Genomic DNA, 13405 nt, shown 5'->3' with positions numbered 1-13405 from the left:
GAGAATTCCAGTGAATTTAAAGCAGGTGACATAGGTAAGTATTTGACTGGATTTGAAGTGTTAAATCCGGAATTAGTTATTTGTCATTTAGATTCTAAGGCAACTATGCAAATTGATATTACAATTAACAAGGGACGTGGTTATGTGCCTGCTGATGAAAATCGCGAGTACTGCACGGATGTTAATGTAATTCCAATTGACTCTATTTATACACCGATACGTAATGTCAAGTATTCTGTAGAAAACTTCCGTGTAGAACAGAAGACAGACTACGAAAAGCTAGTACTTGAGATTAGTACAGACGGTTCTATACATCCGAAGGAAGCACTGAAAGAAGCTGCAAAAATTCTGATTTATCACTTCATGTTGTTCTCTGACGAGAAGATCACGCTTGAAAGTAATGATACTGATGGCAATGAAGAGTTTGATGAGGAAGTATTGCATATGCGTCAGTTGTTGAAGACTAAGCTTGTTGATATGGACTTGTCAGTTCGTGCCCTCAATTGTTTGAAGGCTGCTGACGTAGAAACACTCGGCGACTTAGTACAGTTCAACAAGACTGACCTGTTGAAATTCAGAAACTTCGGAAAGAAATCGCTTACCGAGCTTGATGATTTGCTGGAAATACTGCTTCTCATAGAAGCGCTATGTTATCTAACATGGCTTGCTCTTTGATCAAGCACAAAAGAATCACTACGACTGTTGCAAAGGCAAAAGCTTTGAAGAAGTTTGTTGAGCCTTTGATTACTAAGTCTAAAGAAGATACTACGAATTCTCGCCGTGTCGTATTTAGCAACTTGCAAGATAAGATTGCAGTAACAGAGCTGTTCAAAGAAATCTCAGTTAAGATTGCTGATCGTCCGGGTGGTTATACTCGTATTATCAAGACTGGTAACCGTTTGGGTGATAATGCAGAAATGTGCTTCATTGAGTTGGTAGACTATAATGCAAACATGGCTAAGGAAAAAGTTGCTAAGAAAGCTACACGTACTCGTCGTTCTAAGAAGAGTGCCGCTGCCGAAACTGCTGCTCCTGCTGCTGTTGAAGCTCCTGCAACTGAAGAACCGAAAGCTGAATCAGCTGAATAATTTTACAGTTATTCTTATTCGATATAGAAAAGGCTGCTCTGCAAAGAGTGGCCTTTTTATTTGAAGTAAATACCTTTTTATTTGAGTAAGGAGGAGCAGATTTTGGAATTGAGCCGTATAGAGTATACGTCTATTCCCTAATGATATTCACTTGTTTACTAATCCTAAGATAAATTAAAAGATAACCTGAATAAACTTTTCGTGAATAGAATCTGTTATATTTGCAGGAGAATATGGCAAAATTTGTAAAGGTAATATTGTTTCTGTTGCTTACGGTGACTCTCCATGGGGTAGCAAGTAACGTTTTCACTGAGAAACCGGTGGAACAGTCTGAACTTGCCATTACATATTCAATGAAACAACACGAGCAGATTAGTGCTCCTGACTTTCCTTATGCTCCAGTGGCTGAATTGAACAATCTTCAAAGTCACCAGATATCAGTGACACGTATTCAGCGTGTACAGCTTGGAGAGTATTTCACTACTTTAAGGAACCTACTTCAATGCTGCGCCGACCGTGAAAATTCTCTGTCACAGCATAGGGGGCGAATTTATAATACTACAACTTCTTATTACTGTCAGCCGTCGAGTGAGTACTATGTATTTACTTTAAGGCATATTATTATTTAGAATTCATTTATTGGTATTATTTGTTTTATGGTTATCGATATATTTTATACCGATGGTCCTTTTCATCTTTATATTATTACTAATAAATTAAATTTTAAATATTATGGCAACTACTCAAACTATTGATGCTACTATATTCGCATCTTCACATCCAGATATCGCTAAGCGTACAAGTATTTCCGGAGTTTTATTCTCTTCATTCATGTTGTTGGTGGGTATTTTAGCTTTTGCTTCCACTTTTGAACTGGAAGATAGGTCCTCTACTGTAAGTATGGCTTTAATGGTGTTCGGGACGGGACTATTCCTTGTAGGTATTTTCCGTCTTTTCTGGAAGTCAAAGGAAGTTGTTTATCTACCGACCGGAAGTATTGCAAAGGAACGCAGTGTCTTCTTTGATTTGAAGCACATGGATAAGTTGGTTGATATCGTAAATTCTGGTTCGTTCTCTGCAAATTCGGATATTAAGAGCGAAACAAGTGGGAACATTCGTATGGACGTAATTCTTTCTGAAGATAAGAAATTTGCTGCCGTACAGCTGTTCCAGTTTGTACCTTATACTTATCAGCCGATAACATCAGTGCATTATTTCACTAATGAAGATACATCGGCTGTGGTCGCTTTTCTTTCAAAAAGTAATTTGAATTAGAAGCTGTTGAGCTAAGATTGTTACACAGAAGAAGGAACAACTTTAGTTTTTGATAAAGAGTGGGGATTAGTCGTCAATGACGGCGATCCCCATTTTTTTCATTAAGAAACAAGCGTTCATATTTTGGGCGACTCCGTTTCTCATTTGATAAGAGAAGGTGAGTTCGTTGTTCGTGATGTCCGCTTCGAAACAGTAGTTACGGATATTCTGTGGGAAGGATTCTATCAAGGTGCCGAGCAGAAGGTCGTGAGTAGCTATGATACCGTTGGCGTTCATATTCATAAACTGCTTGATGAGAGCGAAAGAGCCTTTTTGTTTATCCATAGAGTTGGTGCCTTTCAATATTTCATCAAGGATGATGAAAAGTTCCTCTCCTGCTTCGAGTTTGTCAATGATTAGTTTCAGACGTTTGAGTTCTGCGAAGAAGTAAGACTCGTTATCGGTGAGTGAGTCGCTTGTACGAAGGCTGGTGACGAGGCGTGCCGGATATATTTCCATTTGCTTTGCCCAAACCGGTGCACCTATGCAGGCTAAAAGATAATTGATGCCTACGGTACGCAGGTAAGTACTTTTACCGGCCATGTTGGCGCCGGTTATGATGATAAAGAAAGGACGCTTGTCGATATCTATTCCGTTTCGCACACATTTGTTGCGGTTCATAAGTGGATGACCCAAAGCTTCGGCTCGCAGATGAAAGGATTGAGAGCTGATTTTGGGGAAGATATAATCCGGATGATTGTATGTAAACGTTGCTAAAGAGCAGTAGGCGTCGATTTCTCCGATTGTTTCTATCCAGCGGGGGAGGTCGGAAGCATGAGTTTCTTTCCATTTCTCGATTCGCATTACTTGGCGCAGTTCCCAAAAAATAAGTCCGTTGAGGATTGTACTCATTAACAGGTTACTGCGTTGATCGAGCGCGTTCATCAGTTTCGATAGTTGGCGGACTGCCTGGGAAGCTGTTTGATTCTGGCTTGTAAGTTCCGTTTTGAGCTGTTGCAGAACAGGGCTGTTCATTTCCTTTTTCTCTGTGAGAAGAATTTGGTCAGCATAAGTAGAGAGGATTTGCAATTTTTTGCCGTAAGTTGCTTGCAGTTTTGTGATACCTTTAGAAAAGATAGAACTGAAAATGACGAAACAAAAAAACACACCTCCGGGTACGGTGGCAGGAAGAATTCCTACAATGGCCGAACCTATGCATATAAGGTTGATGATGCTAACTACTGTCGGGATGATACGCAGTAGCGTATGCTTCCGGTAATAGCTGGGGCTTCCCGCCCATTCCCTGATTTCGTTGGTATCGGCAGGTTTTCCTTTATAAAGTAATCCGAACAGACGGATTTGTTGCCGGTATTCCAGATCGGTTGATAATTCCCGGATAGCCTCCTGGCGTTGTTCGATCGATTCTTTTAGTTCCAGATGTGCGTTGAACCAATCAGCCAGATGCTGCTTGCCGACAGGCGTTGAAGTACGGTTGATATATTGGAAAAGCGAATAATCGCCGAATACATCCAAGTCATAAGTATAGAGATGCGCAGGGTCGATATATTCATTTCCGCTGTCGAAATCGGAAAAATCATATTGAATGGCCCGTAACTCCTGTTCGTTGATTTCTATTTTCTTTTTCAGATAATCTTTCCGGTAAAACCAGAGATTATGTCGTTTTACCAGCCAGATAAATGATATAAAAGGCAGAATGGCAAAGACGAAAAGAGATAACCAGCCGTCGCTCCAGAAGATAAAGGCTGCCGCTATGGCTTCTACAAATAGCACAAGGCGTAGAAGGCTGATATAATAGATGCGTTTCCGGGCCCTCTGAAGAGCTTGTTCCGACTCTTGAATAATTTGCTGATAGGTTGAGATTATATTTTCCAGTTTCTCCATAATTGCTTTGATACTTTTTGCGCAAAGGTAATATATTTAACAACGGACAGGCTATGAGCTTGTTTTTGTCAAGAGCAGATTTACTGTTTATTAACGCAAAGCGAATAGGAAGCGAAAATGAGAGCTGCCGGATGATGCATTCAGCTCTCGTAAATCCTCGATGCAGGAATAGCAAAGCCAATTTCGCGACTTATGAGAGCTAACCCTACGCTTTACGGGGACTAAACCTACGCTTTGGGAGTGCTAACCCCACGCTTAATGAATGTTGAGCCTGTGTTTTAGTAAAACGAAGCCTCTGTTTCACCCGAACAGAGCCTCCGTTTTATAAAAATAGAGCCTGCATTTCCTCAAAAACAAAAGGTGATTTCTTCTTTCGGCACGATCAGATATAAAAAAAGGGAGAATACACTGCTTCCCCCTTTACCTGCATATTAAATAGAAATATATTTTGTAATAACAGATACAAAGATAACACATCAGGAAGGCAAAGTCAAGTATTCAGTTACTTTTTTGGAGACTCTTTTCCAAATTTGATGGTAATTTAGCAAGTCGGTGATGTCTTCATTCCTCTTTTGGGGGAAGGAAGGGGGCGGAAAGTCGAGGCGGCAGGTAGATGCACAGGGTTGATAATAAACGAATTATGTGTTTACCTACCACCTCCCCCTACGGGTACTCCTCCTTCCGGAAGGAGGAGAATGAAGATACCACCGACTGGCTAAATTACCATCAAATTTGAAGAAGAACCCTTTTTTTCAATATTTCTTTTTCTGTCCTTGCATTTATCCGCTAAAATGTATAACTTTCCACTCGAAAAGGCGTTAGAAAGGAAAGGAGGAAGGCTTATGAAAAAAAGATGTATCTTATGGCTGTTGATGAGCGTGATTGGCCTCCCGTTGATTGCGCAGAATATTATCTATTCCAACTTGAAAGAGTTGCTTGCTCAAAATGGAGACACCATAGCAGTGCTACGTGTGGAGAAACGTTCCAGAAATCAGATCGTATTGACAGGCGGGGCTGACTACCGTATAACGGCAGGCGATGATGAGTCTATGTGCCGCCGCTTGAAGAAACGTTGTTTTGCAGTGCGAAGTGAAGAAGGAGATTTATATTTGAACTGTCGCAAGCTGCGCTATAAGAAACTGCGTTTTGGGGCATGGTATGCTCCGGCAGTTCAGTTAGGCAAGAATATCTACTTCTGTGCCATGCCTTTGGGATCAGTTATCGGTGGCAATTTTGTAGAAGACGACGATGTAAAACTCGGAGGAAATATCGGTGACGCCCTTGCCGCTTCGAGCTTGGTGACCAAACGCGTTTGTTATGAACTGAATGGGGAAACGGGCAAGATTGAATTTCTCGGAAAAGATAAGATGCTTCAAATATTGGATAAGTACCCGGAATGGAAACAAGCTTACCTGAAGGAAGACAGCCAGGAGGCAAAAGACACATTCGACTATTTGCTAAAACTACGTGATAGTCAAGAGAAATAGGGCAGAGGATTCTTTGCCATAGCTATCGGTTGTGGTACGATTTATGATAAGGCGGTTCCGGTACGCCATATATGAGGTATAATACCTTTCTGATAATAAATCCATCATTTCCCTTGTCTTTTACTTTCTTTTTTCCTACATTGCGGAGAGTTATCAAACTGTATTGCTTACAGTTTGTAGTCTTTAATTCTGCTTATTATGAAGATAACTCTTGGCAATACACTACCTCCTTATCCGGATTTTGTAGAAGGTATACGGAGAACTCACGACCGTGGCTACATACTTGTCCCGGTGCAGGCCAAGTTATCTCCGGCGGTAACTTCCACGACCTGCCGCTTGCCATTTCCTATGATTTTCTATAAGGTAATGGACAACCTCGAACCTATCCTTGCCATTGAACTGATGAACACCGCACAAGGTGTCGACTTCCGCCGTCCGTTGAAAACGTCACCGCTTCTGGAGCATTTCCTCCATACCTGCCGGAAAGAAGTACCTTTTGTGAAAGATGATATCGTGATGTACAAAGAAATACATAAAACAGTCGCTTTTCTGAAAAGGACAAAGTTTGAATACTGACAATAAACAGACCCTTTTCCACCTTATCGTTAATAATGGTGACTGCTGTTGCCGGATGAGTGTCGATTTTAATCGACATTTATCCGGCTTTTGTCGGGTGTACCCCTTCCGATACCGATAAAACTTTACCTCGCATCTCCTTCCTCTTTATCTTTGTGCTGTGTTTGGTCCGTATTTCCTCTTAACACTTGTTTTCATTTCTGTCCAACGAATGATAATATTTATCAAATGGGCTACAAATAAATGGAAACTTGATTTCTTAATTGAGTTTTCTATATATCTTTGTTCCGTTTTTCCTCCCGATGCAAGGGAAAACAGAAAACTGGATTATAATGAAATAGAAAACGAACGATGACAGAACATGGAAAAGACGCTTCCCAACGGGCGGAGTTGAAAGAACGGATTATAGCAACGGCAACAGAGGCTTTTACTACAAAAGGTATTAAGAGTATTACGATGGATGATATTGCAGCAGCATTAGGTATCTCCAAACGTACGCTTTATGAAGTTTTTGTAGATAAGGAATCGTTGCTGAAGGATTGTATACTGACGGTGCAGGCAGAAAGAGACCGGTATTTACAGGAAGTTTATGAGCAGTCCCACAATGTGTTGGAAGTGATACTTGCCGTATTCCAAAAGAGTATTGAGATGTTTCATAAGACGAACAAGCGTTTTTTTGAAGACATCAAGAAGTATCCGAAGGTATATAATATGATGAAAGAGCGCAGCGAGAGTGATTCGGAGAAAACCATGTCCTTTTTTATGTTGGGAGTGGAGCAAGGCATTTTCCGTTCGGATGTCAACTTTGCAATCGTCAATTTGCTGGTACGCGAGCAGTTCGATGTGCTGTTGAATACAGATGTATGCAACGAATATTCCTTTATAGAGGTGTATGAGTCTATTATGTTTACCTATATACGCGGCATCTCTACGGAGAAAGGCGCGAAAGTACTGGAAGATTTTATATCAGAATATCGTAGGAACCGCATAGAATAAGCGACCGATGAGGTTCCGGAGACAAACAACTAAAAGATCAATTAGAAACTAGTTTTATGAACAGAATGAAGAGACTGACAGGTAGGAAGATACTTCTGGCAACTGTTGCACTTTGCGCATTTGGCATTGCAAAAGCGCAAAACGCACAAGCGGCGAAGGACACACTGACCTTAACCTTGGACAAAGCCTTAACAATTGCGTTGGATGAGAATCCTACGATGAAGGTGGCGGCAGAAGAAATTGCTTTGAAAAAAGTAGCCGGCAAAGAAGCATGGCAAAGTCTGCTGCCTGAAGCAAGCATCGCTGGTTCGCTGGACCATACGATTAAAGCGGCTGAAATGAAGCTGAACGATATGTCGTTCAAAATGGGGCAGGACGGAACGAACACCGCCAATGCCGGACTAAGCATTAACCTGCCTTTGTTTGCACCGGCTGTCTATCGGACAATGTCGATGACAAAGACGGATATCGAACTGGCAGTAGAGAAGTCGCGTGCTTCCAAACTGGATTTGGTGAATCAGGTAAGTAAAGCCTATTATCAACTGATGCTCGCACAAGACAGCTACGACGTGCTTCTGGGAAGCTACAAACTGGCGGAAGACAACTTTAACATCGTCAATGCCAAATATGAGCAAGGCGCAGTGAGTGAATATGATAAGATCAGTGCTGAGGTACAGATGCGCAGCATTAAGCCGAATGTGATTTCAGCAGCCAATGGGGTGACTCTGGCGAAGTTGCAGTTGAAAGTGTTAATGGGAATTACCGCCGACGTAGAACTTAAAACAGAAGACAGTCTGACGAATTATGAAACGGCTGTATTTGCCAATCAACTGAAGGATGAAGAAGTCGGATTGGAGAATAACACTACCATGAAGCAGTTGGACTTGAACATGAAAATGTTGGAGAAGAGCTTGAAGGTCGCAAAATCAAGTTTTATCCCTACGTTGTCGATGAGTTTCTCATATAACTATCAGTCCTTGTACAACCCGAATATTAACTTCTTCGAGTATAATTGGAGTAATAGTTCCAGCCTGATGTTCAACTTGAGCATTCCTTTGTACAAAGCAAGCAACTTTACGAAAGTAAAATCTGCCCGTATCCAGATGCGCCAACTCGATTGGAACCGCATTGACACGGAAAGAAAACTGAATATGGAAATCGTAAGTTACCGCAACAACATGGCTGCCAGCTCTGAGCAGGTGGTCAGTAACAAGGAAAACGTGATGCAGGCTGAGAAGGCGGTACTGATTGCCGGCAAACGCTACGATGTCGGTAAGGGTACAGTGCTCGAACTGAACAGTTCGCAAGTATCTCTGACTCAGGCTCAACTCACTTATAACCAATCCATTTATGATTATCTGATTGCTAAGGCAGATCTCGATAAGGTGCTAGGAAAAGAATAAAGATAGACAACTAAAAAAATTACAACTAAGGAATATGAAAAAAAGTATCCAATTAGTAGCCCTGCTGTTAACCGTGGTTATGGGCTCATGTACGGGTGGAAAAGATAAAGCTGCTACGGAACACGTGGTTGAGAAGCCCAAAGTAAAGGTGGCCGATGTGAAAGCCCGTCCCGTAGACCAGATTCAGGAATATACGGCAACAGTAGAGGCGGAAGCGAAGAACAACATCGCACCTTCATCTCCTGTGCGTATCGACCAGATTTTTGTAGAAGTGGGCGACCGTGTATCCAAAGGTCAGAAATTGGTACAAATGGACGCAGCCAATCTGAAACAGACAAAATTGCAACTGGACAATCAGGAAATAGAATTCAACCGTATGGACGAACTGTACAAGGTCGGTGGTGCATCCAAATCAGAATGGGATGCTTCGAAAATGCAGCTCGACGTACAGCGCACAGCCTATAAGAATCTGTTGGAAAACACTTCTTTAGTAAGTCCTATTAATGGGGTTGTCACAGCCCGCAATTATGACAACGGAGATATGTATAGCGGTGGAAATCCTGTGCTGGTAGTAGAACAGATCACTCCGGTGAAACTCATGATTAATGTATCTGAGAGCTACTTCACGCAAGTGAAGAAAGGTGCGCCGGTAGATGTAAAACTGGATGTATACGGTGACGAGATATTTAAAGGTACCATTAACCTGATTTATCCGACTATCGACGCTGCAACCCGTACTTTCCCGATAGAGATCAAGCTGGACAACAGAGATCAGCGTGTTCGTCCGGGAATGTTTGCCCGTGCAACGCTAAACTTCGGTACGGCCGACAATGTCGTTGTTCCCGATCTTGCTATCGTGAAGCAAGCCGGTTCAGGTGACCGTTATGTGTATGTTTACAAAGACGGCAAAGTATCTTATAATAAGGTAGAGCTGGGTAGACGTATGGGAACGGAGTATGAGTTGAAATCCGGTGTGCCCAATAATTCGCAGGTAGTCGTTGCCGGTCAGGCACGTTTGGCGAATGGCGTGGAAGTAGAAGTAGAAAAATAATACCTTATCACCTTAACACATTATAATATATGAGTTTATACGAAGGTGCGGTTAAGAAACCGATTATGACCTCCCTCTGCTTTCTGGCAGTGGTGATCTTTGGCCTTTTCTCTTTGTCCAAGTTACCTATCGACTTGTATCCGGATATTGATACGAATACAATCATGGTAATGACTGCTTATCCGGGGGCAAGTGCTTCGGATATAGAAAATAATGTGACTCGCCCGTTGGAAAATACGTTGAACGCGGTGAGCAACCTGAAACATATTACCTCCCGTTCTTCAGAGAATATGTCATTGATAACACTGGAGTTCGAGTTTGGTAATGATATAGACGTCCTGACGAATGATGTACGCGACAAGCTTGACATGGTAAGTTCACAGCTTCCCGACGATGTCGAGAATCCGATTATCTTCAAGTTCAGTACGGATATGATTCCTATCGTACTGCTTTCCGTCCAGGCGAAAGAGAGCCAGTCGGCACTTTATAAAATTCTGGACGACCGCGTGGTGAATCCCTTGGCACGTATTCCCGGTGTGGGTACAGTATCTATCAGTGGTGCACCTCAGCGTGAGATCCAAGTATACTGTGACCCCAATAAACTGGAAGCATACAACTTGAGTATCGAAACGATCAGTTCCATTATCGGGGCTGAAAATAAGAACATTCCCGGGGGTAACTTCGATATCGGTAGCGAGACATATTCGTTGCGTGTAGAAGGAGAGTTTGATGATTCCCGCCAGTTGGCAGATGTAGTGGTTGGCACGCATAATGGAGCCAATATCTTTCTACGTGACGTTGCTCGTATCGTCGATACAGTAGAGGAGCGTGCGCAGGAAACCTATAACAACGGTGTGCAGGGAGCTATGATTGTTGTTCAGAAACAATCGGGTGCCAATTCGGTAGAAATCTCCCGCAAGGTAGAAGAGGCACTTCCCCGTTTGCAGAAAAACTTGCCGAGTGACGTGAAGCTGGGAGTGATTGTCGATACGTCTGACAATATCTTGAACACGATTGATAGTTTGGCGGAAACCGTAATGTATGCTTTGCTGTTCGTTGTCATTGTCGTGTTCCTTTTCCTGGGACGCTGGCGTGCAACCTTGATTATCTGTATCACGATTCCGCTTTCGTTGATTGCCTCCTTTATTTATCTGGCTATTTCCGGGAATACGATTAATATTATCTCGCTTTCGTCCCTTTCTATTGCTATCGGTATGGTGGTGGATGATGCGATTGTGGTACTCGAAAACGTGACAACGCATATTGAGCGTGGTTCCGATCCGAAACAGGCGGCTGTGCACGGTACGAATGAGGTGGCTATTTCCGTAATCGCTTCTACGTTGACAATGATTGCCGTGTTCTTCCCTCTGACAATGGTAAGCGGTATGTCCGGTGTACTTTTCAAACAGTTGGGGTGGATGATGTGTGCGATCATGTTTATTTCCACCGTGGCGGCATTGTCGTTGACACCGATGCTCTGTTCGCAGTTGCTCCGTTTACAGAAGAAACCGTCGAAGATGTTCAAACTCTTTTTCACTCCGATAGAGAAGGCGCTGGACGCACTCGATACTTGGTATGCAAAGATGTTGAACTGGGCGGTTCGTCATCGTCCCATTGTTATCGTGGGATGTATTGCTTTCTTCATTGTCAGCTTGCTGTGTGCAAAGGGGATCGGTACGGAATTCTTCCCCGCACAGGATAATGCCCGTATTGCCGTACAGCTTGAGTTGCCGATTGGTACGCGTAAAGAGATAGCGCAGGAACTTTCGGAGAAACTGACGAATCAGTGGATGACCAAGTATAAGGATATTATGAAAGTATGTAACTATACAGTTGGTCAGGCTGACTCCGATAATACATGGGCTTCCATGCAGGACAACGGTTCCCACATTATATCTTTCAACATCAGTTTGGTGGACCCGGGCGATCGTGACATTACCCTGGAGGCAGTCTGCGATGAAATGCGTGAAGACTTGAAAGGATATCCGGAGTTCAGTAAGGCTCAGGTAATCCTTGGAGGTAGTAATACAGGTATGTCTGCTCAGGCAAGTGCCGACTTTGAGGTATACGGATATGATATGACGATGACCGACAGTGTGGCAGCCCGTTTGAAACGCGAACTGCTGAAAGTGAAGGGCGTGACTGAAGTTAACATCAGCCGTAGCGATTACCAGCCGGAATATCAGGTTGACTTCGACCGTGAGAAACTGGCTATGCATGGGTTGAACCTTGCGACAGCCGGTAACTATTTGCGTAATCGTATCAACGGTGCAGTTGCTTCCAAATACCGTGAAGATGGGGATGAATATGATATCAAGGTGCGTTATGCTCCGGAATTCCGTACAAGTTTGGAGAGTCTGGAGAATATCCTTATTTACAATGCACAGGGACAATCTGTTCGTGTGAAAGATGTCGGAAAGGTAGTCGAACGTTTTGCGCCTCCTACCATTGAACGTAAAGACCGTGAACGTATTGTGACTGTTTCTGCCGTAATCTCCGGTGCTCCGTTGGGAGATGTAGTTGCTGCCGGTAACAAGGTGATTGATAAAATGGACCTTCCGGGTGAAGTGACGATTCAGATTTCCGGGTCGTACGAAGATCAGCAGGATTCGTTCCGCGATTTGGGTACACTCGGTATCCTGATTGTTATCCTTGTATTTATCGTAATGGCGGCACAGTTCGAATCATTGACTTATCCGTTCATTATCATGTTCTCTCTGCCGTTCGCGTTTAGTGGTGTCTTAATGGCATTGTTCTTCACGGGCAGTACGTTGAGTGTAATGAGTTTGTTGGGAGGAATCATGTTGATTGGTATTGTGGTGAAGAACGGTATCGTGCTCATTGACTACATTACTCTCTGTCGAGAGCGAGGCATGGCGGTGATAAACTCTGTGGTGACATCTGGTAAGAGTCGTCTCCGTCCGGTATTGATGACTACTGCGACAACCGTTTTGGGTATGATCCCTATGGCTATCGGCGGCGGACAGGGTTCCGAAATGTGGAGTCCGATGGCAATCGCCGTAATCGGTGGTTTGACGGTATCTACCGTATTGACCTTGGTTCTGATTCCGACCTTGTATTGCGTATTTGCAGGAACAGGTATCAAGAACCGTCGTCGTAAACTTCGTCGTCAACGCGAATTAGATGTTTACTTCCAGGACCACAAAGATGAAATTATAAAGAAATAACAGGAAAAAAATATGAAATCAGTATTAATAACATTCGACCAGGCTTATTACGAACGAATCATGGCGTTGCTCGACCGTTTGGGTTGCCGCGGATTTACTTACCTCGAAAAGGTACAGGGACGTGGCTCCAAGACTGGTGACCCACATTTTGGAAGCCATGCATGGCCTAGTATGTGTTCGGCTATCCTTACGGTGGTCGATGACAGTAAAGTAGACCCGTTGTTGGATACACTGCACAAAATGGAAAGATACAAAATCTTTAGGTAATAACAAAGCCCCAGCTTGTGAAAGTCGGGGCTTTGTGCTTAAAAAAAAGAAGGTGCGCATTTTGACACACCTCCTTCTTTTTTCTTGCTTTTCTCTATCTTTGCAGCCTGAAAATGTCAAAGCACCATTGAGCTTGTGCTCCGGCGCCGATGAGCCTCTCTCGGCATCAGGTAAGGCCAAGGACTAAAAAAGG

The 13405-nt window shown here is 43.1% G+C and carries 11 protein-coding genes and 2 pseudogenes; 12 read left to right on the top strand and 1 reads right to left on the bottom strand.

Annotated elements, in window-relative coordinates:
- The 4 genes from rpoA to BHV72_RS05395 all read left to right on the top strand — a co-directional run.
- Positions 1-675, top strand: a 675-nt coding sequence (gene rpoA / locus BHV72_RS05410) for a DNA-directed RNA polymerase subunit alpha (protein WP_286855034.1), incomplete at its 5' end; no start/stop codon positions are given.
- On the top strand, positions 648-1088 hold the full coding sequence (gene rplQ, locus BHV72_RS05405) for a 50S ribosomal protein L17 (protein WP_286855033.1): 441 nt from the start codon (positions 648-650) through the stop codon (positions 1086-1088). The genes rpoA and rplQ, both read left to right, overlap by 28 nt.
- Before the next feature lie 233 nt (positions 1089-1321).
- A complete protein-coding gene (locus BHV72_RS05400) occupies positions 1322-1717 on the top strand; it encodes a DUF8440 family protein (RefSeq protein ID WP_005675448.1) in 396 nt (131 codons plus the stop codon).
- A gap of 103 nt (positions 1718-1820) precedes the next feature.
- Positions 1821-2363: a DUF8460 domain-containing protein gene (locus tag BHV72_RS05395; RefSeq protein WP_286855031.1), complete on the top strand. Its 543-nt coding sequence runs from the start codon at positions 1821-1823 to the stop codon at positions 2361-2363.
- 66 nt (positions 2364-2429) lie between these two features.
- Here BHV72_RS05395 and BHV72_RS05390 read toward each other — a convergent pair whose 3' ends face one another.
- Positions 2430-4244 (bottom strand): MutS family DNA mismatch repair protein, encoded by a 1815-nt coding sequence (locus BHV72_RS05390; RefSeq protein WP_005675450.1) that lies wholly within the window; start codon positions 4242-4244, stop codon positions 2430-2432.
- An 842-nt stretch (positions 4245-5086) separates the two neighbouring features.
- Here BHV72_RS05390 and BHV72_RS05385 point away from each other — a divergent pair.
- From BHV72_RS05385 to BHV72_RS05350, 8 genes and pseudogenes are all read left to right on the top strand, one after another.
- A complete protein-coding gene (locus BHV72_RS05385) occupies positions 5087-5731 on the top strand; it encodes a DUF6563 family protein (RefSeq protein WP_005681711.1) in 645 nt (214 codons plus the stop codon).
- 357 nt (positions 5732-6088) lie between these two features.
- Positions 6089-6307, top strand: a pseudogene (locus BHV72_RS05380) (hypothetical protein); the annotation flags it as partial.
- A 351-nt stretch (positions 6308-6658) separates the two neighbouring features.
- The gene (locus tag BHV72_RS05375) at positions 6659-7303 is read left to right on the top strand and encodes a TetR/AcrR family transcriptional regulator (protein ID WP_005675454.1); all 645 of its coding nucleotides are present in this window, start codon (positions 6659-6661) and stop codon (positions 7301-7303) included.
- A gap of 56 nt (positions 7304-7359) precedes the next feature.
- A complete protein-coding gene (locus BHV72_RS05370; RefSeq protein ID WP_005681708.1) occupies positions 7360-8706 on the top strand; it encodes a TolC family protein in 1347 nt (448 codons plus the stop codon).
- Between the two features lie 34 nt (positions 8707-8740).
- Positions 8741-9757, top strand: coding sequence for an efflux RND transporter periplasmic adaptor subunit (locus BHV72_RS05365; RefSeq protein WP_022042953.1), 1017 nt, complete (start codon positions 8741-8743; stop codon positions 9755-9757).
- 29 nt (positions 9758-9786) lie between these two features.
- The gene (locus BHV72_RS05360) at positions 9787-12945 is read left to right on the top strand and encodes an efflux RND transporter permease subunit (RefSeq protein ID WP_022042954.1); all 3159 of its coding nucleotides are present in this window, start codon (positions 9787-9789) and stop codon (positions 12943-12945) included.
- Positions 12946-12957: 12 nt separating this feature from the next.
- Positions 12958-13212, top strand: a complete 255-nt coding sequence (locus tag BHV72_RS05355) for a PG0541 family transporter-associated protein (protein WP_286855030.1) — start codon at positions 12958-12960, stop codon at positions 13210-13212.
- A pseudogene (locus BHV72_RS05350) lies at positions 13190-13399 on the top strand (hypothetical protein); the annotation flags it as partial. The gene BHV72_RS05355 and the pseudogene BHV72_RS05350, both read left to right, overlap by 23 nt.
- Positions 13400-13405 lie beyond the last annotated feature (6 nt).

This window comes from Bacteroides sp. 43_46 (assembly GCF_001915455.1).
Lineage (GTDB): Bacteria > Bacteroidota > Bacteroidia > Bacteroidales > Bacteroidaceae > Bacteroides > Bacteroides caccae.
Note: the sequence above shows the minus strand (reverse complement) of the source record. Positions and strands in the feature narration are given on the sequence as shown.